At 52.5% G+C, this 19,516-nt stretch carries 15 protein-coding genes; 7 read left to right on the plus strand and 8 right to left on the minus strand.

From position 1 onward, the window contains the following. Positions 1 to 26 precede the first annotated feature (26 nt). Both P0D43_RS09435 and P0D43_RS09440 read right to left on the minus strand, forming a co-directional pair. Entirely contained in the window at positions 27 to 956 is a 930-nt protein-coding gene (locus P0D43_RS09435; RefSeq protein WP_394672268.1) for a sterol desaturase family protein, read from the minus strand. Between the two features lie 79 nt (positions 957 to 1,035). Further along, entirely contained in the window at positions 1,036 to 2,022 is a 987-nt protein-coding gene (locus P0D43_RS09440) for an alpha/beta fold hydrolase (protein WP_394672269.1), read from the minus strand. Positions 2,023 to 2,112: 90 nt separating this feature from the next. On the opposite strand from P0D43_RS09440, the gene P0D43_RS09445 reads away from it, so the two are divergent. Both P0D43_RS09445 and acnB read left to right on the plus strand, forming a co-directional pair. Next, on the plus strand, positions 2,113 to 3,117 hold the full coding sequence (locus tag P0D43_RS09445; RefSeq protein WP_394672270.1) for an AraC family transcriptional regulator ligand-binding domain-containing protein: 1,005 nt from the start codon (positions 2,113 to 2,115) through the stop codon (positions 3,115 to 3,117). Positions 3,118 to 3,300: 183 nt separating this feature from the next. Further along, entirely contained in the window at positions 3,301 to 5,883 is a 2,583-nt protein-coding gene (gene acnB, locus P0D43_RS09450; RefSeq protein ID WP_394672271.1) for a bifunctional aconitate hydratase 2/2-methylisocitrate dehydratase, read from the plus strand. A gap of 47 nt (positions 5,884 to 5,930) precedes the next feature. On the opposite strand, the gene P0D43_RS09455 is transcribed toward acnB, so the two are convergent. Beyond that, positions 5,931 to 6,353: a hypothetical protein gene (locus tag P0D43_RS09455; RefSeq protein ID WP_394672272.1), complete on the minus strand. Its 423-nt coding sequence runs from the start codon at positions 6,351 to 6,353 to the stop codon at positions 5,931 to 5,933. Between the two features lie 133 nt (positions 6,354 to 6,486). On the opposite strand from P0D43_RS09455, the gene P0D43_RS09460 reads away from it, so the two are divergent. After that, positions 6,487 to 7,992: an amidase gene (locus P0D43_RS09460; RefSeq protein WP_394672273.1), complete on the plus strand. Its 1,506-nt coding sequence runs from the start codon at positions 6,487 to 6,489 to the stop codon at positions 7,990 to 7,992. Here the strand turns inward: P0D43_RS09460 and P0D43_RS09465 are convergent. From P0D43_RS09465 to prpB, 5 genes are all read right to left on the minus strand, one after another. Beyond that, positions 7,989 to 10,724 (minus strand): phosphoenolpyruvate carboxylase, encoded by a 2,736-nt coding sequence (locus P0D43_RS09465; RefSeq protein WP_394672274.1) that lies wholly within the window; start codon positions 10,722 to 10,724, stop codon positions 7,989 to 7,991. The genes P0D43_RS09460 and P0D43_RS09465 overlap by 4 nt on opposite strands. 215 nt (positions 10,725 to 10,939) lie before the next feature. Next, positions 10,940 to 12,148 carry a 2-methylaconitate cis-trans isomerase PrpF gene (gene prpF / locus P0D43_RS09470; protein WP_394672275.1) on the minus strand — a complete coding sequence of 403 codons (1,209 nt, stop codon included), beginning with the start codon at positions 12,146 to 12,148 and terminating at the stop codon, positions 10,940 to 10,942. Next, a complete protein-coding gene (gene acnA, locus P0D43_RS09475) occupies positions 12,145 to 14,616 on the minus strand; it encodes an aconitate hydratase AcnA (protein WP_394672276.1) in 2,472 nt (823 codons plus the stop codon). Before acnA ends, prpF begins: the two co-directional genes overlap by 4 nt. A gap of 2 nt (positions 14,617 to 14,618) precedes the next feature. Then, positions 14,619 to 15,782 carry a 2-methylcitrate synthase gene (gene prpC / locus P0D43_RS09480; protein WP_394672277.1) on the minus strand — a complete coding sequence of 388 codons (1,164 nt, stop codon included), beginning with the start codon at positions 15,780 to 15,782 and terminating at the stop codon, positions 14,619 to 14,621. 58 nt (positions 15,783 to 15,840) lie between these two features. Beyond that, entirely contained in the window at positions 15,841 to 16,722 is an 882-nt protein-coding gene (gene prpB / locus P0D43_RS09485; RefSeq protein ID WP_394672278.1) for a methylisocitrate lyase, read from the minus strand. 194 nt (positions 16,723 to 16,916) lie between these two features. Between prpB and prpR the strand changes: the two genes are divergently transcribed. The 4 genes from prpR (at position 16,917) to P0D43_RS09505 (ending at position 19,515) form a co-directional block, all read left to right on the plus strand. Beyond that, entirely contained in the window at positions 16,917 to 18,512 is a 1,596-nt protein-coding gene (gene prpR / locus P0D43_RS09490; protein ID WP_394672279.1) for a propionate catabolism operon regulatory protein PrpR, read from the plus strand. A 3-nt stretch (positions 18,513 to 18,515) separates the two neighbouring features. Further along, positions 18,516 to 18,923 (plus strand): alternative ribosome rescue aminoacyl-tRNA hydrolase ArfB, encoded by a 408-nt coding sequence (arfB, locus tag P0D43_RS09495; RefSeq protein WP_159568666.1) that lies wholly within the window; start codon positions 18,516 to 18,518, stop codon positions 18,921 to 18,923. A 98-nt stretch (positions 18,924 to 19,021) separates the two neighbouring features. Beyond that, a complete protein-coding gene (locus P0D43_RS09500) occupies positions 19,022 to 19,180 on the plus strand; it encodes a YqaE/Pmp3 family membrane protein (protein ID WP_159568665.1) in 159 nt (52 codons plus the stop codon). 113 nt (positions 19,181 to 19,293) lie between these two features. After that, positions 19,294 to 19,515: a hypothetical protein gene (locus tag P0D43_RS09505; protein WP_394672280.1), complete on the plus strand. Its 222-nt coding sequence runs from the start codon at positions 19,294 to 19,296 to the stop codon at positions 19,513 to 19,515. The last annotated feature ends 1 nt before the right edge of the window (position 19,516 follow it).

Raw genomic sequence — 19,516 nt, forward strand, 5'->3', positions numbered from 1 at the left:
TACCCATTGTAGTACGAGAAGATTGCTTAAATGGTTTTGTCGCGCAGGTTGGACTGATCGCTCAGGCCAGGTCGTTCCCACTCGGGTGGGGCCCAGATGTGTTTGACGCGTTGCCACAATGGGCCTGGCTTGAGTGCATCTGAAAACATGTCACGCCATTCGTGTGTGTTCAGTGTCCAGATGTTGTTTGTTTTGGGCTGGCGGACAATGCCGTAGTCCACTGACGCAATTTCGGGTTCAAAGGTACCAAAAATACGATCCCAAATAATGAGTACGCCACCGTAGTTCTTGTCGATGTATTCGGCGTTGCGCCCATGGTGCACGCGGTGGTGGCTGGGTGTGTTGAAAATCAACTCAAACCACTTTGGAAACTTGTTCACAGCCTGAGTGTGCACAAAGTATTGGTAACCCAGGTTGATGCCATAGGCCAGCAATACAGCCCACACGGGGAAGCCGATGATCAGCATGGGCGCCCAGAAAATTTGGTGCAGGTTCACCGCATAAAACAGGCTTTGACGCATGGCGGTGGTGGTGGTCATGTTCTCGCCACTGTGGTGAACCACATGGGCACACCAGAACCAGCGCACGCGGTGGCTGCCACGGTGAAACCAGTAATAACAAAACTCGATGCCGAAGACCAGGGCAGCGAAGCTAAGGGGGGTGACCTCGATGGTGGCAATTCGGAACGTGTAGATCCATTCCATGAAAGCCGATACAAACAGTGCAAACCACACCAGTTCCATGGCCTGGTAGCTACCACCTAACAGCATGTTGGTGATCACCTCATTTTTCTTGAAGAAAAATGATTTGCCGACCCTTTTCAGATACAGGTATTCAACAAGCGTGGCCCCTAAAAACAAAGGTGTAAGCAGCGTTAAAAAAACCTGCTTCCAGTCGGGGTTGGGGCCGAACAGCAAATTGAATGTGGGCATTGCCTGGCTGATCAACTGTTCCATGCGTTTGTCTCCGCGTTTTGGTTTTTTGATGTTTTGAATTGTGCGCGGAGTTTGGCAAGAAATATTGTGAGATCAAGCCTTATTTTTGTGAATTCGCGCCAACAATCGACTCTCGCCACTTCACGTAGTCTGCTGCCACCTGTTCAGGCTTTTCCATCATCGGTACGTGGCCAACCTTGTCCATCAGCGTCACATCAAATCCGGGCATTGCAGTTTTTAGTTCTGCGGCTCCATCCACATGCAACACGCGGTCTTCCTTGCCCCAAACAATCAGGCCTGGGCCTTTGTAACTGGATGAAGACAAGGCCGTCGCCAGGTCAGAGGGTACCGATTTGAAATCTTTGTAAATTCGCTGGTGCAAAGGTTGGTCGGCTGCGGCGCGGGCGGCCATGGCATCCACCACAAAGCCTGGTGCAAAAGCAGGGCGCTCGTACATCACAATGTCCACGATCTTCTCGAACTCTTCCCGGTTGCTGGCGGTCAGCACGATTTCACCTGTTTGCTCAAACTTCTGAATCACTTCCGATTTTCGCGACTCGAGCAAACCGGCGGGGGCCAAGAACCACACTGAGGCCACGTTGTCGGGGTACTTGGCAGCATAAGCGCCACTGATCCACCCGCCCATGGAATTGCCACCGATGTGTGTTTTTTGCAAACCCAGCTTTTCGATAATTTCATGTACCCGGTCTATTTGCGTGTTGATCACATAATCGGCGTTCATGTCTCGTGTCGAGGCACCGAAACCAGGTACGTCGATGGAATACACCGTGTAGTGATTGGTCAAGTAGTAGGCCACGCGGTTGAAGTTGTCTTTCGATCCGCCAAAACCGTGAATCAATACCAAGGGTTCACCTTGACCGCCTTGCAAGTAAGGCACCACAAAGCCGTCGATTTGAAGTACTTTGCGTTCCAGTCCTGAAATGGCACGTTCTGCGGCAATGGCCAGGCCAGCCGCGCCCTGAATTTCACCTTCAGGCGCCTGAACGCTACAGGCACTCAAGCCAAGAAGTGCGGTGCTTGCCAAAAGGGTTGTGAGTCGCTTGATTGCAGTGGCGTGTTTTTTCATGGCGTGGTTTCTGATTATTGAGGTTGTTGTGTTGAATACGCGCTAGCATAGAACAGGTAAAACTCTTCTGACAATACTTATTGTCAAATAATGAACCGAAACTCTAATCTCGGACACATCTCGGCAAGCTACGTCAACCTGCTGTTTGACTGGTTGGCCAGCGCTCACCCTGCGGTGGCTGAGCGCATGCCGTTTGCACGCCCCTTGGCGGGTGAGTTGAATCGCATTTCGGTGTCTGAATGGCAAGCCATGTTGCAGTGGACCCATGAACAAGTTCAAGACCCCGCAATGCCGCTTAAGATCGCTGCCCATGTGCGCCCGGCCAATATGGGCTTGTTGGGCTACGTGGCCAGTTGTTGCAACAATTTGGGAGAGGCCTTTGCCCGTTTGCAGCAATTTGAAAACCTGGTGTACAGCGTCAATGCCTTGGCTGTGACCTTTCAGAATGATGAAATTATTTTGCGTTGGGGTGCCGAGCGTGGGCGCCCGGGCCATTGGGTGGATTCGGTGGCCATCGGGGTTTTGCTCGCATTCACCAACCATTTGATTGCACAGCCCGTGCATCCGCGCCGTGTCCAGTTTATTAATCCTGAGCCAGTCAACAAAGTGGATTTTGATGCTTTCTTCAATTGCCCTGTGGCTTTTGGCGGCAAGTACACCGAGGTGGTTTGGCCCGCCAGTTTGCTTGAAACGCCCTTGAAATCGCCGGACCATGTCATGCGAAGCATGTTGGACCAGCAGGCTCAATTGTTGTTGAAGCAGGTGAAAGCGGGTGATGAATCCATTGTGGGGCTGCAAAAGGCCATTCAGGAATCGGTCAGCGCCGGTTTGCCCTCGCTGGACGAGGTTGCACGCCGCTTGTTCATGAGCACGCGGACGTTACAAAGGCGCCTGCAGGAGCAGGGCAGCAGTTTTCGGGACGAACTTGAACAAGTGCGTGTGGAAATGGCCAGGAACTGCCTCGAGGCAGGCGAACTAAGCCTGGCAGATGTCGCCAATTTCCTGGCTTACAACGACCAAAGTGCCTTTACACACGCCTTTAAGCGGGTCACTGGCCTTAGCCCTGCGAAATATCAGCGTGCAAAGCGACAATAGGCTCTAAAAGCAACGGGAATAGGCCCAGACCCCTTCAAAAACAAGGGAAAGTCCTATATCATATATAAGACTTAAGAGGCATTGAAACCCCGCCACTTTTGCATCGCAATACTTGTGTGCGCGTGCGAACTGCCTCAAAATTACACAGTTTCTATTGACCCCCACCCAATCTAGGGAGATCTCATGCTTGAGTCCTATCGCCAACACGTTGCCGAACGCGCAGCGTTGGGCATTCCTCCACTGCCTTTGTCTGCCCAGCAAACCGCTGATCTGGTTCAGCTGCTGAAAAACCCACCCGCAGGCGAAGAAGAATTTCTGCTGGACCTGGTTACCAACCGTGTTCCCGCTGGTGTGGACGATGCCGCCAAGGTGAAGTCCGCATTCCTGGCCGCCATTGTGGCTGGTTCTGACACCTGCAAGTTGATTGACCGCAAGAAAGCCACTTTCCTGCTGGGCACCATGCTGGGTGGTTTCAACATCAAACCCCTGATCGACGCGCTGAACGACGCTGAAGTGGGTGAAATTGCTGGCCAAGCCTTGTCCAAAACCCTGTTGATGTTCGATTACTTCCACGATGTGAAGGATCTGGCTGACAAGGGCAGCGCAACTGCCAAGAAAGTGATTCAAAGCTGGGCCGACGCCGAGTGGTTCACAAGCCGCCCCGAAGTGCCACAAAGCATCAAGCTGACCGTGTTCAAAGTAACAGGCGAAACCAACACCGATGATTTGTCACCCGCCCCAGACGCCTGGAGCCGCCCCGACATTCCATTGCATGCATTGGCCATGTTGAAGAACCCGCGCCCAGGTATTGAAGCGGATGAACCCGGCAAAGTGGGTCCCATCAAGCAGCTGCAAGCCTTGATCGCCAAAGGCAACCCAATCGCCTACGTGGGCGATGTGGTGGGTACAGGTTCCTCACGCAAGTCAGCCACCAACAGCGTGTTGTGGTTCACTGGCGATGACATTCCTTTCATCCCGAACAAGCGTTTCGGTGGCTACTGCCTGGGTAACAAAATTGCTCCGATTTTCTTCAACACCATGGAAGACGCTGGCGCATTGCCCATCGAGCTCGATGTTAGCCAAATGGACATGGGCGATGAAATTGAATTGCGTCCCTTCGACGGCAAGGCCCTGAAAAACGGTGCGGTGATTGCTGAATTCAGCATGAAAACTGATGTGCTGTTTGACGAAGTTCGCGCCGGTGGCCGTATTCCCCTGATTATTGGCCGTGGCCTGACAGACCGCGCGCGCGCGGCATTGGGTGAAGGTCCAAGCCCCGTGTTCCGTCGCCCCTCTTCACAGGCTGCTTCCAGCAAAGGTTATAGCCTGGCCCAGAAAATGGTTGGCAAGGCCTGCGGCGTTGATGGTGTTCGCGCCGGCACCTACTGCGAGCCACGCATGACCACCGTTGGATCGCAGGACACCACGGGGCCTATGACTCGCGACGAGTTGAAAGACCTCGCCTGCCTGGGCTTCTCTGCTGACTTGGTCATGCAGTCGTTCTGCCACACAGCGGCTTACCCCAAGCCCGTGGATGTGAAAATGCACCACGAGCTGCCCGACTTCATCGAAAACCGCGGTGGCGTTGCCCTGCGCCCAGGTGACGGTATTATTCACAGCTGGCTCAACCGCTTGTTGATGCCCGACACGGTCGGTACCGGTGGCGATTCACACACCCGTTTCCCGATCGGTATTTCTTTCCCCGCTGGGTCGGGCTTGGTGGCGTTTGCCGCAGCCACAGGTGTTATGCCTTTGGATATGCCCGAGTCTGTGTTGGTGCGCTTCAAGGGCGAAATGCAGCCTGGCGTTACGCTGCGCGATTTGGTTCATGCCATTCCTTTGTATGCCATCAAATCTGGCTTGCTGACCGTTGAAAAGAAAGGCAAGAAGAATATTTTCTCGGGCCGCATTCTGGAAATCGAAGGTCTGCCCCAGTTGAAGGTTGAGCAGGCGTTTGAATTGTCGGATGCTTCTGCCGAGCGTTCAGCAGCCGGTTGTACCATTCACCTGGACAAAGAACCAATCATCGAATACATGACATCGAACATTACTTTGATGAAGTGGATGATTGCTCAGGGCTACCAGGATGTTCGCACCCTGACTCGCCGTATCAAGGCGATGGAAGCGTGGATTGCCAACCCTGAATTGTTGAAAGCCGATCCAGATGCTGAATACGCGGCAGTGATCGAAATTGATTTGGCTGATATCAAAGAACCAATTCTTTGCTGCCCCAATGATCCCGATGATGCGAAGTTCTTGAGTGAAGTGGCTGGCGACAAGGTTGATGAAGTGTTCATCGGTTCTTGCATGACCAACATTGGTCACTTCCGTGCGGCTGGCAAGGTGCTGGAAGGCAAGAGCGACATTCCAACACGTTTGTGGATTGCACCACCCACGAAGATGGATCAGCACATTCTGACCGAAGAAGGCTACTACGGTATTTTGGGTCGCACAGGCGCACGCATGGAATTGCCAGGCTGTTCACTGTGCATGGGTAACCAGGCCCAAATTCGCAAGGGTTCAACGGGCGTGTCTACTTCGACACGTAACTTCCCGAACCGCTTGGGTATTGATACCCGGGTTTATCTGGCCTCGGCTGAACTTTCGGCTGTGTGCGCACTGATGGGCAAAATCCCGACTGTGGAAGAGTACATGGAACAGGTAAAAATGCTGGGCAATGTGTCTGGTGAAGTTTACCGTTACATGAACTTCGACCAAATTCCAGAGTTCGTGGAAATCGCCAACAAGGCGCAGCTGGCCGCTTAAAGTCAGTTGTTGCAGGGCATAAAAAAAGCCACCTTCGGGTGGCTTTTTTACGTTTGCTCCATTCGCTCTTTTCGGGGTCGTTGCGATTTTCTCGGTTTTCGGCTCACCTGTAAAAGAAGTTCTTTTAAAGTGGAATGAATCACATTGATTTCAGCAAGCTTGCCCAGCCTGCAAATATCTCTCTGGTGTGAGAATTTCACACGCATGTCGCAGTGGTCTTCTTCAAGAAACAGAATATTGGCCTTTGGAAAGTTTTGTTCGAGCATGCTGAGTGTTCGTTCCTCGATTTCCTCCATGATGTTCATGTCGCAGATCACCAGTTTTGCGTTTGAAATCTCGCTGATGTCAGAATCAAGGCTGCGCAACAAGTGAACATGTTCCTCCCCCAGACCACTCAGAAAGCGTTGGTAAGCCATTGTTTTTATAGGGTAGTCGCTAAATACAACGCAAGCGAGTGCGAGTGTTTTCATTGAATGCAGCCATAAAAATTAAAATTTCCAATGCCTTATTGTTCCCGTTTGTAGTCGGGGTGTGTATTACCTGAGTGGGGTAAGATATTTGCTTGGATTCATGGACACCCCAGTTTTCGGAGACACGATAAAAATGGCAGGTTTCAAAGAATACGATCAGTTTGATGCACTTGGCCTTGCTGAGTTGATCAAAAAAGGCGAGGTAAGTGCTGCCGAGTTGCTCGAAGAGAGCATTGCCCGCACTGAGAAGGTAAATCCACGTATTAATGCCGTTATTCGGCCCATGTACGACATTGCACGCGCTCGAGCGAAAGAGGCTGTGGAAGGACCTTTTGCAGGTGTTCCATTCCTGCTGAAGGACCTGATTGCCAGCTACGCAGGCGTAGAGATGAGTTGTGGAAGCCGCTTCTACAAAGGCTTTGTGCCTTCCGAAGACTCGGAGTATGTAAAGCGCTTTAAACAGGCAGGTTTGAACATTTTTGGCAAAACCGCAACACCGGAATTTGGGATTACACCCTCGACCGAGCCTGAGCTCACGGGTGCTTGCCGCAACCCCTGGGACCCACTTCGTAGCCCTGGCGGTTCCAGTGGGGGTTCATCTGCCGCAGTGGCGGCGGGAATCGTGCCCATGGCCAGTGCAAGTGACGGTGGTGGTTCAATTCGTGTGCCAGCTTCATGCACAGGTTTGTTTGGGTTGAAACCCACCCGTGGGCGTGTGCCTTCTGGCCCGGATCAAGCCGATGGCTGGTTTGGATTTATCGCGGAACATGTGGTGTCGCGCACGGTACGGGATTCAGCACACATGCTCGATTGCCTGCAAGGCAATTACCCTGGCCAGTTGTTGCGCATTGCACCGCCTGCAAAAACATACGCCGCCGCAATTGAAGCAAAAACCAAAAAGCTGAAAATTGCCTATTCACTTGACCCCGCGCTGGGCGAAACCTTGCACAGTGATTGCCAACAAGGTGTGCTTGAAACCGTCAAGCTGCTAGAAAGCCTGGGCCATGCTTGTGAAGAGGTTCGCCTGCCGATTAACAAAGAGGAATTTATTTACGCCTACACCGTGTTGGTGTGTTCTGAAATGGCAGCCACCTTGAAAGAAGGTGAGCGCGTGTTGGGGCGTAAAGGCAAGGCGGCTGATTTTGAAGCACGCACCTGGGCTTTGATGAAGCTCGGCCGCAGTTTCAATGGTGGCGATGTGGCCAATGCAGTGTGGACCATGGCCCAGTTTTCGCGGCAATGGATGAGCTTCTTTGAGCCCTACGATGCATTGCTAACCAGCACACTGGGTGAGTTGCCTATTTCGGTGGGTGGACTACGCCCAACATCCCAGGAAATGCTCGAGTTAAAGGCACTCAGCTACTTGCCAATCGGCTTTATAGCCAAGCAAAAAGATTTTGTTCTGAAGGCAGGTCGTCGCTTGTATCAATATTGCTCGCAAACCATGCCCGCCAACGTAACAGGCCAACCCTCAATGAGTGTGCCTTTGCATTGGAACGCGCAAAACATTCCAGTGGGCATGATGTTCACCGGACGGTTTGGTGAAGAAAATGTGTTGCTGAACCTGGCCGCCCAGTTGGAGCAGGCCAAGCCATGGGCAGGCCAACGCCCGCCCATTTATGCGGGCAATGCCGCTTAACCAAAACGGTTGGCACTGGCGATGGCCTGCATGGACATCACAATGGGCTCGACCAGTTTTTCCTGAATCTCGGGGCCTGCCTGTTGGTGGGCCTTGAGCAGACCAATTTGCATGGCATGCGCAGCTTGAGTCAGCGGTTTTTTCACAGCCATTATTTCTGCATCCACTGGGTTGTGGTCCATCAGGTTGGGCGTTTGCTTGATGGTTAGTATCAGGTTTTTTGTCAATTCATATTCATTCTTGATACTCTCGAAAACAGCTTGTGATTGAGTCGGTGCCAATTCCGCATAGCGTTGGGCAATTTGCATGTCCGCCTTTTGCATGGCGGTGGCGGTGCGGTCAACAAAACTTTTGAAGAATGGCCATTCTTTGTACATGGTTTGCAGTTGCTCTGTGCGTTGCGCTGTTGTGGTGCTGCCGTCCGCTTGGTCGATGAAGTTTTTCAGTGCGGTACCCGTCCCGAAAAATGCAGGCATTGCGCTTCCCGATTGATACCAGGCACCCACCCACGGTATGGCCCTGAGTTTGTCAAGTTTGAGCCCTCCATCTGCTGTGTTTGCACGTGAAGCAGGGCGGCTGCCCGCATTGGATTTGCCCACAAATTCAATGGGTGTGCTGCGTTGAAAAAAGTGGGGAAGCTCGGGGTTGGAGTACAGGCTTGCGTAACTGTTGCGTGCGTGGTCCGCAAGCTTTCCCATGGTGTCTGCATATTTTTCAATTTGCTGATCGGTGCCCGTTGCCATGGTTTCAAGCGTCGAGCTGACCATGTCTGCAAGGTTGGCCTGCGACATTGTTTTGGTGCCGAATTTCGCAGGCACCTCTTCACCTTGTTCTGTTTGCCGCATGCCGGTTAACAGGCTGGCCCCATTGGTGGATTTGATTTCCTGTGAATAAGAGTCACCTGAACCCCGGGCCTCGGTGCCGCCTCGGCCATGAAATACATGCAGATTCACGCCGGTTTGCCTGGCCACTTCAAGCATTTTGGCTGTTCCTTCATAGACTGCCCAACTGGAGGCCAAAGGGCCATCCAAGCGATTGCTGTCTGAGTAGCCCACCATGATTTGTTGCTGGTTTCCACTGGCTTGAAGCGCTTGTCGATACCAAGAGTGAATCAGCATGCTGTTCAAAATTGCAGGGCCGTTGTGCAGGTCGTCAACAGTTTCGATCAATGGCACCACGTTCATTTTGATGCCGTGATCATCAGCCAGGCCAGCATGTTTTAAAAGCAACATCACCTCAAGCATATCGCTCATGGTTTCAGTGTTTGCTGTGATGCAGTTTTTCAACGTCTGCGGTCCGTAACTGTCATGAATGGTTTTGTAGCTTTTAATCAATGCAATTTCACGATCGAATTCCGCATTGTCACTTTGACCGTCGATGGGCTTGTCACTTAAGGCAGCCTTGTTGGTGTTCATGAGCAGGCTGCTCAGTAGCGTCTGTTTTTCATTTTCCCCCAAGGATTCATAATTGGCTGGTCCTCCCGATCTTCTCAACAATTCTCCGACCGTTTTTTCATTCATCGCACTGTTTTGCCGAATGTCAGTGCTGGCACCGTGAAAGCCAATGCTGTCGGCATCCAGTTGAAGTAAATCAAGTTTTCCGCGAACAGTGTTTTGTTCTTCCACGCTTAACTGGTCAATATTCAAACTCGACAAGTCGTTCAGCAATTCATTTGCATTCAGATACAAGTCGCCGTGAATGGGCAACGGCCCGTCGCCTACCAAATGCTCTCGAGTTCGGGTTAGTTTTTCACGAATTTGAACAAGGGCCTCGGCATGTCCGGCTTTGCACAGCAAATTGCAAAGGCTGCCAGTTTGGGCATTTTTCTCTTTGCCTGTTTTTTGTTCAAAGTATTCAAATGCAGCCGTGCTGAGGGTTTTGACCACATCTTTGAGTACCTTGGCATCAATGTTTGGATTTCCATCCCGATCACCCCCAACCCAGTTTCCCGCTTCAACAAGAGGTTTCGACAATTTCAGTTTCTCGGGCAATGCAGAGAGTTGTTGGTTGATCTGTTTGTGAATGGTGCGTCCCGAACTGTGCAGGTGCCTGATATTGGAGGAGAACTGGTTTGCTTCGTCCTGCACGGTGGGCTTTAACTCGCGCACGCCCTGAATGTCCCAAAGTTCACGACAAACTTTCGCGTTTCCCTGTGGGGTCGCAATGTCATCTAGCTGAGAAAGAACAATTTCGCTAGCCTGAGGTTTGTTGAAATTGGTCGGATGTGCAGTAAATACAGGTGAAATTTTCGTGTTCGATAGTCTTTGTACGATTGATTCTCCCCGGCTTGCCGTGTTTTTGATCAAGGAATTCAAGCCGTGCACCAGCGATTGTTTCACCGGTGCATCCTCAGCCTTTAGGTGTCTTTCCGCGGTACTCAGAATCATCAATTGGCTATTCAAATATTTCAATGCGCTGACAATCGCTTCAGGATCATTTTTGTTGCCCTGAATGAATTCCTCGACTTGCGAATGCAGTTGCTCGAAATCGGGTTCAGTGGTTTCAATTTGCTCAGCCAATCCGCCAGCTTCTGAGAATTTGCTGGGAGACAAACTTTTTTGTAACTGCATCTTCAAGTTTGTATGCGTATTCTGGCGAATGTCTTTGAGCTTGCTGGCCAAGGGGCCCACGATCTTGGTCGATGCCGAGCCTGAGCCGCTTCTTCGCAAGGCGTTACTGGCTGTAGACATCGCGATTTGAGCGCCGCTGTGACTCGTGATTGCTCGAAACATGGTGAAGACTCCATTGAATTTTTTGGAGTCATGAGGATAATTAGAGTGAGGTTACGTAATCAGATAGAGGGGTAGGCGGAGGTAAGCGCTTGCTCACCATTTTGCGTATTGCTACTGTTGGAGAGATATTGAATTCGCACTTCAGTTTTCGACGCTGTAGCGAAAAAAACTGAAGTGCATTTCGTGGTCAACCTAAATGGCTTGGTTCCATTTAATTAAAAAGTATCGCTGGGTACACGCACCCAACCTTCCATCAATACCCGTGCACTGCGTCTCATAATCGCTTTTTTCACAGCCCACTGACCGTTTTCAATCGCGGCCTGCGCACCCACGCGCAAAGTGCCGCTGGGGTGACCAAAGCGAACAGCTTCACGTTGGCTGCCACCTGCGGCAAGGTTCACCAGTGTGCCGGGAATGGCTGCTGCAGTGCCAATGGCCACGGCAGCCGTACCCATCATGGCATGGTGAAGCTTGCCCATACTCATGGCGCGCACCAGCAAATCAATGCCTTCTGCTTGAACCACTTTGCCGCTTGAGCTGGTGTAAGTTTTGGGCGGTGCTACAAAAGCCACTTTGGGTGTGTGCTGTCGCTTGGCTGCTTCATCCACGTGTTTGATCAATCCCATTTTTACAGCGCCGTGGGCACGAATGGTTTCGAACATGGCCAAGGCTTTTGGGTCGCTGTTGATGGCGTCTTGCAATTCGCAACCGGTGTAGCCAATGCTGTCGGCATTCACAAAAATGGTGGGAATGCCGGCATTGATCATGGTGGCTTTTAATGTGCCCACGCCGGGTACATCCAGTTCATCCACCAAATTGCCGGTGGGGAACATGCTGCTGCCAGCACCGTCTTCACCTTCATCTGCTGGATCCAGAAATTCAAGTTGAACTTCCGCTGCTGGAAAGGTAACGCCATCGAGCTCGAAGTCGCCAGTTTCTTGAACCAAGCCGTCGGTGATCGGTACATGCGCAATGATGGTTTTGCCGATATTGGCTTGCCAAATGCGTACCACGCAAGTGCCGTTGTAAGGCACGCGCGCGGAGTCAACCAAACCGCTGGCCACCGCGAATGAACCCACTGCCGAGGACAGGTTGCCGCAGTTGCCGCTCCAGTCCACAAAGGCTTTGTCGATACTGACTTGGCCGAACAGGTAATCTACATCGCGGTCGACCTTGCTGCTTTTGCTCAAAATCACGGTTTTGCTGGTGCTCGAAGTAGCGCCACCCATGCCGTCGATCTGCTTGCCATAAGGGTCGGGGCTGCCAATAACGCGCAACAACAATTTGTCGCGCGCTTCCCCCGCTTGCTGGCATGCCTCGGGCAGGTCTTGCAACCTGAAAAATACACCCTTGCTGGTGCCACCGCGCATGTAGGTGGCGGCCACTTTCAGTTGCTGGGTGGGCTTAATTGAATTGTCCGTCATGCTGCAGTGCCTTCCAGAAAGTCTTGCGCGAAGCGTTGCAACACGCCACCAGCTTCATAAATGGAAACTTCTTCAGCGGTGTCCAATCGGCAGGTCACCGGGAATTCCACACGTTCGCCATTCTTGCGGGTCATCACCACAGTCAGGGTTGCACGTGGGCTGCGCTCACCCACCACTTCAAACACTTCCGTGCCGTCGATGTTGTAGGTGTGGCGTGTGTCACCTGCCTTGAATTCCAGGGGCAGGGTGCCCATTCCAATCAGGTTGGTGCGGTGAATTCGCTCAAAACCTTCCGCCACAATCACTTCTACACCAGCCAGTCGCACGCCTTTGGCGGCCCAGTCACGGGAAGAGCCCTGACCGTAATCAGCGCCTGCCACAATGATCAACGGCTGCTTGCGCTCCATGTAAGTTTCAATGGCTTCCCACATGCGCGTTACCTGACCTTCGGGTTCAATGCGGGCCAGCGAGCCTTGCACCGTGTTGCCCGCTTCATCTTTCACCATTTCGTTGTACAACTTGGGGTTTGCGAACGTCGCGCGCTGCGCTGTCAAGTGATCGCCGCGGTGCGTGGCATAGCTGTTGAAGTCTTCTTCGGGCAAACCCATTTTGTGCAGGTATTCACCCGCAGCGCTCTTCATCATGATCGCGTTTGAAGGGCTTAGGTGGTCAGTTGTAATGTTGTCACCCAGCACCGCCAGCGGGCGCATGTTTTTCAGCGTGCGTGGTCGTGCAGCCAAAGCGCCTTGGCCTTCGGTGTCCCAATAGGGTGGGCGGCGAATGTAGGTGCTCTGTGGGCGCCAGTCGTACAGTGGGCTTTCTGCCTCTTCAATTGCGCCCAAGTCAAACATGGGAATGTAGATTTCACGGAACTGTGAAGGCTTGACGAATTGCTTCACGATGGCATCAATTTCGGGGTGAATACGTCCATCGAAGTTACGGTTACCTGACAGTACAGCTGTGGCATACAGATCCCGGTCAATGATTTCTTGTTGGATCACCGGATCCAGGGCACCGCTCATGCCGTTACAGGTGGTGCAGGCAAACGCCACAATACCAAAGCCCAACTTTTCAAGATCGCTTAAAAGCCCTGATTCTTTCAGATACAACTCGGCCACTTTCGAGCCGGGTGCAAATGAAGATTTAACCCAAGGCTTGCGTACCAGGCCCATTTCATTGGCTTTGCGTGCCAACAGCGCGGCTGCCACCACGTTGCGTGGGTTGCTGGTGTTGGTGCAACTGGTAATGGCGGCGATAATCACAGCGCCATCGGGCATCAGGCCGTTTGCCTCTTCCTCGCGGGCCTTGTCCAGATTCACTGCAATGCCTTTTGCCGCCAAATCACTGGTGGCCACGCGCGCATGCGGGTTGGAAGGGCCAGCCATGCTGCGCACCACCTTGCTCAAATCAAAGCTCAGTACGCGTTCATATTCAGCGCCCACCATTTTGCTGGCCCACAGGCCGGTGTGCTTGGCGTATTGTTCCACCAGCTTCACTTGCTCGTCTTCACGGCCAGTCAACTTCAGGTAGTCAATGGTTTGCTCGTCGATGTAGAACATCGCCGCGGTGGCACCGTATTCTGGTGTCATGTTCGAAATCGTGGCGCGGTCGCCGATGCTCAGGCTATTCGCGCCTTCACCGAAAAACTCCAGGTAAGCACCCACCACGCGTTCCTTGCGCAAAAATGCGGTCAGTTCCAGCACGATGTCGGTGGCGGTAATGCCGGGCTGGCGCTTGCCAGTCAGTTCCACACCCACGATGTCGGGCAGGCGCATCATCGACGCACGGCCCAGCATCACGGTTTCTGCTTCAAGACCACCCACGCCAATCGAGATCACGCCCAGCGCATCCACGTGTGGCGTGTGGCTGTCCGTGCCCACACAGGTGTCGGGGAAAGCAACGCCTTCGCGAACCTGCACCACCGGCGACATTTTTTCCAGATTGATCTGGTGCATGATACCGTTGCCTGGTGGGATCACATCAACGTTCTTAAATGCGGTTTTGGTCCAGTTGATAAAATGGAATCTGTCTTCGTTGCGGCGCTCTTCGATGTCGCGGTTTTTCTGAAATGCATCGGGATCAAATCCACCACATTCCACAGCCAGTGAATGGTCCACAATCAATTGCGTGGGCACCACCGGGTTGACCAGGGATGGGTCGCCACCTTGGTCGGCAATCGCATTGCGCAGGCCAGCCAAGTCCACCAAAGCCGTTTGGCCCAGAATGTCGTGGCACACCACGCGCGCAGGGTACCAGGGAAAGTCCAGGTCGCGCTTGCGGTAAATGAATTGTTTTAGGCTCTCGGTGAGTGCGCTGGGTTCACAGCGGCGCACCAGTTGCTCGGCCAACACCTTGCTGGTGTAGGGCAGTTTGTCCCAAGCACCAGGCTCGATCGCATCAACAGCCGCCTGGGTGTCGAAGAAATCAAGCTGGGTGCCGGGCAGGTTCTTTCTGAATTGTGTGTTCATGCTTATTTGCGGTCCTTGATGGCTACAAATTTCTGGTCTTCCGGGCCAGTGTAATTGGCGCTTGGGCGAATGATCTTGCCGTCAATGCGTTGTTCAATTACGTGGGCGCTCCAGCCGGAAGTGCGGGCAATTACAAACAGCGGGGTGAACATGGCAGTGGGCACGCCCATCATGTGGTAGCTCACCGCGCTGAACCAGTCCAGGTTCGGGAACATTTTTTTGATTTCCCACATTGTGCTTTCCAGGCGTTCGGCGATGTTGTACATCTTCATGTTATTTTGTTCTTTTGACAGGTCTTCTGCCACCTTTTTGATCACCTCGTTGCGGGGGTCGCTCACGGTATAGACCGGATGACCAAAACCGATGACCACTTCTTTGCGTTCAACGCGGGCGCGAATGTCGGCCTCGGCTTCATCTGGATTGTCGTAGCGCTTCTGGATTTCGAAGGCCACCTCGTTGGCGCCACCGTGCTTGGGGCCACGCAGGGCACCAATGCCGCCACAAATGGCGGAATACATATCCGATCCTGTACCCGCCACCACGCGGCTGGTAAAGGTAGAGGCATTGAATTCGTGCTCTGCGTACAGAATCAGTGAGGTGTGCATGGCGCTAACCCAGCTGTCGCGCGGTTTTTCGCCGTGCAGCAGGTGCAGGAAGTGGCCGCCGATTGAATCATCGTCGGTTTCTACTTCAATGCGCTTGCCGTTGTGGCTGTAGTGGTACCAGTACAGCAACATTGAACCCAGCGAAGCCATCAGCTTGTCGGCAATGTCACGCGCACCAGGGTGGTTGTGGTCGTCTTTCTCGGGTTGCAGACAGCCAAGCACGGAAACACCTGTGCGCATCACGTCCATGGGGTGTGCTGAAGGGGGCAGGGCTTCCAAAGCCTGTTTCACGCCTGCAGGAATACCACGCAAGGCTTTCAGTTTCAGTTTGTAGCCAGCCAGTTCAGCTGTTGTAGGCAGTTTGCCATGCACCAGCAGGTAAGCAATTTCTTCGAATTCGGTGGTGGTGGCCAGGTCCAGAATGTCGTAACCGCGGTAAGCCAAATCGTTACCTGTGCGGCCAACCGTACACAGGGCAGTGTTGCCAGCGGCGGTACCGGAAAGGGCTACAGATTTCTTCGGCTTGAAGCCAGGGGTTGTTGTTGTTTGTTGCTCAGACATTGCTGTCTCCTGTCAAATTAAATGTTTTATAACAATTGTTTATTGTGTTTTATTAAAGTTATTTCTGCTGAAATAAGGCGTCCAGTTTCTGCTCAAAATCGTGGTAGCCAATGCTGTCATACAGCTCCATGCGAGTTTGCATGGTGTCTAAAACATTCTTTTGCGTGCCGTCGCGGCGAACAGCCTCATACACATTCTGTGCGGCTTTGTTCATCGCGCGGAAAGCGCTCAAGGGGTACAGCACCAAGCCCACGCCCACACCTTTCAATTCTTCGGTGGTAAACAGGGGTGTAGAACCAAACTCAGTGATATTGGCCAGCACGGGCACTTTCACGGCGTCGACAAACTGTCGGTACATGCTCAGTTCAGTCATGGCTTCGGGGAAAATCATGTCGGCACCGGCTTCAACGCAAGCGCAGGCCCGGTCGATTGCTGACTGCAAACCTTCCACGGCCAGCGCATCAGTGCGGGCCATGATCACAAAATCATCTGAACCGCGAGCATCCACTGCCGCTTTGATGCGATCAACCATTTCAGCCTGGGTCACAATGGCTTTGCCTGGGCGGTGGCCACAGCGCTTGGCGCCCACTTGGTCTTCAATGTGCATGGCTGCTGCGCCAGCTTTCATCATTGCCTTGGTGGTACGGGCAATGTTGAAGGCCGATGATCCAAAACCAGTGTCGACGTCGACCAGCAGTGGGGTGTCGCACACATCAGTAATGCGGCGCACGTCGGTCAACACATCATCCAGGCCTGAAATGCCAAGGTCGGGCAGGCCGAGCGACCCAGCCGCCACACCACCACCACTCAGGTAAATGGCTTTGAAACCAGCACGTTTGGCCAGCAAGGCGTGGTTGGCGTTGATCGCGCCGATTACTTGCAACGGTTGTTCTTCTTTTACGGCCTGACGAAAACGGGCGCCAGCTGAATTTTGAGTCATGGTGTTCTCCTTGTTGTATGTTTTTTGTGGTGCAGGGTTCGTGCCAGTTTCAATAAAAATAAAAAATATCTTTTTTTAACAATTGTTTAAGAGATTAATCTAATCAATATTGTGAAAATTTGCCTATTCATTTGAAACACTTTTGTGTAAGATGAAACGCAAATATGTTTCAAATGGTAAAGAAGGTGTTTTAAATGAAACCCAGAATCGTGGTGTTCAGCATCAGTGCCCTGGCAGGCACATTGCGCGAAATTGCGCGCGATTACACCAGTTCAGCCAATATTGAACTGGTGCCCAAAGCCTATGAAGACGCTTTGGCCTACGCCCGAAATCGCTATTACACCGACACGGCCGACGTGTTTATTGCGGCTGGTTCAAATGCAGCCTTCCTTCAGAATCAGCTCGAAGCGCCCTTGGTCATTATTCGTACCGATGGTTTTGATGTGATGCAAGCCTTGGCCTCAGCCAGAAAAGCGTCTTCGGCAGTCGGTTTGGTCAGCTATGAACATTCCTTCGACGAACTGGAGCAGTTTGCCCGAGCCTTTGATGTTCCCCTCAGTACACGCACCTATCGAACCCCCGAAGACGCCCGCCGCGCTGTGCGCGAACTGGCACAACTCGGCGTTCAGGTGGTGGTTGGGTCTGGCCTGGTGACTGAAATTGCCCAGGAAATGGGTATGGATGCCATTCTGATTTATTCTCGCCAAGGGGTGGTCAAGGCCTTTGATGAGGCCACTCGTTTGGCCAGCGCCAAAGCCACTGGCGGTGTGCGGCGTAATAGCCAGGCCTATACCTTTCACACCGAACAGGATTTGATTGGCAGCAGCGCAGCCGTGCAAAGGCTTCGAAGCACCATTCGCTTGTGTGGCAGCATTGATTTTTCTGTTCTTATTCAAGGTGAAACAGGGGTGGGCAAAGAACTGGTGGCCCAATCCATTCACACTGCCAGCCCCCGGGCAGGCAAGCCTTTTGTGGCCATTAACTGCGCATCGCTCACTGAAAGCCTGCTGGAAAGCGAGCTGTTTGGTTATGAGGAGGGCGCGTTTTCAGGGGCCGTGAAAGGTGGGCGTGCCGGCATGTTTGAAAGCGCGCAAGGCGGTACCGTGTTTCTCGATGAAATTGGCGACATGCCGCTGGCCTTTCAAACCCGCTTGTTGCGTATTCTGGAAGATGGCACCGTGCGCCGAATCGGTTCAGCCTCTTCGCGAAAAGTCGATTTCAGACTGCTGGCTGCCAGCAATGTAAACTTGCAGCAAGCTGTTGAAGAAGGGCGCTTTCGTGAAGATTTGTATTTCCGCTTGAATGAAATGTTGATCCAGATCCCACCGCTGCGTGAGCGCACCGAGGACATTGGCGAATTGGCAGGTTACTTTCTGCGAACCACCCCTGTGCGGGTCAGCAAATCTCGATTTGATGAGTTTTTAAACGCAGCGTTGCCCATACTTCAAACTTTGCCTTGGCCGGGCAATATTCGGCAGTTAAAAAATGTGTGCCGCAGGGCCGCCGTGTTAATGCTTCAAGAAAGTGATCTTTCATCCTGGCGAGCCTGGTTTCCGGACTTGATCACCGCGAACCCGACCCCGATATCAATACCGACATTGCCCGACATGCCTTCAGAATCTTTCGACAATATGAATGCGCTGGCCTTGGCCTACAGCAGGGCGCCCAAGCAGGAACGGGCGACTATCGTTCGCCAGGCATTGAACCTGGTGGGCGGCGAAGTCAGTAAAGTGGTTGAAGGCTTGGGGATTAGCAGATCAACCGTGTGGCGCCTGGGCAAGGGGGCTTAGTATATGTCGTACACGCCCCCCATTCTCTCGGAATCCGATGTCGAGTTCACTGCCATTCGCGCCCAGGGCGCGGGCGGTCAGAACGTCAACAAAGTGTCCAGTGCTGTTCATTTGCGTTTTGATATCCGCTCATCGTCTTTGCCCGAATTCATCAAGGAAAAGCTGCTTGCCTTGCAAGACCAGCGTGTGACCAAAGACGGTGTCATTGTCATCAAGGCTCAAACTACGCGCAGTCAGGAGCAAAATCGTGTGGACGCTCTTGCACGGCTGAACGAGCTGATTGCCGAGGTCGCCAAACCAGTCAAGGCTCGCCGCGAAACTCGCCCAACCTTGGGTTCGAAGCGCCGCAGGCTGGAAGGCAAAAGCATTCGCGGCCAAGTGAAGGCATTGAGAGGAAAGATAAAAGAATAAATGCCATGTCCACGATCGATTTGATTTTGCGTTACTCTTTGAAGCGTCGCTTAACCCTGGCAGTAATTATTCAACCTTTTCTATTTTCAGGAGTTTAAATGGATCTCATCCGAATTCTTATCGCGATCTTGTTGCCGCCAGTGGGTGTATTTTTACAGGAAGGTTTGGGCAAGCATTTCTGGATCAACATTATCTTGACCCTGCTGGGCTATATTCCAGGCATTGTTCACGCCGTGTACATCATTGCTAAAAAGTAGTGTGGGCAGGGTCACCCAGCAAAGGGGTGATTCGCTTTACAAATTATTTTGTATGCCGTTCCCGTCCGAAGTCCGTTAATACCCACACATCGACAACAATTCAGGAAAACAAGATGCAAGCCACAAAACTGATTGGAATTCTATTGATTGTTGCAGGCACTTTGGGCTTGGCCTACGGAGGCTTTAGCTACACCGAAGAATCTACCGCAGCCAAAATCGGTTCACTCGAAATTACAGTGGATCAGGAAAAAGAAGTGAACGTGCACATGTGGGCTGGCGTCGGCGCAATTGTCGCCGGGGCCTTCCTGCTGCTAGTGGGTGGCCGCCGCCGCTAAT

The organism is Limnobacter sp. (assembly GCF_043511195.1).
Lineage (GTDB): Bacteria > Pseudomonadota > Gammaproteobacteria > Burkholderiales > Burkholderiaceae_B > Limnobacter.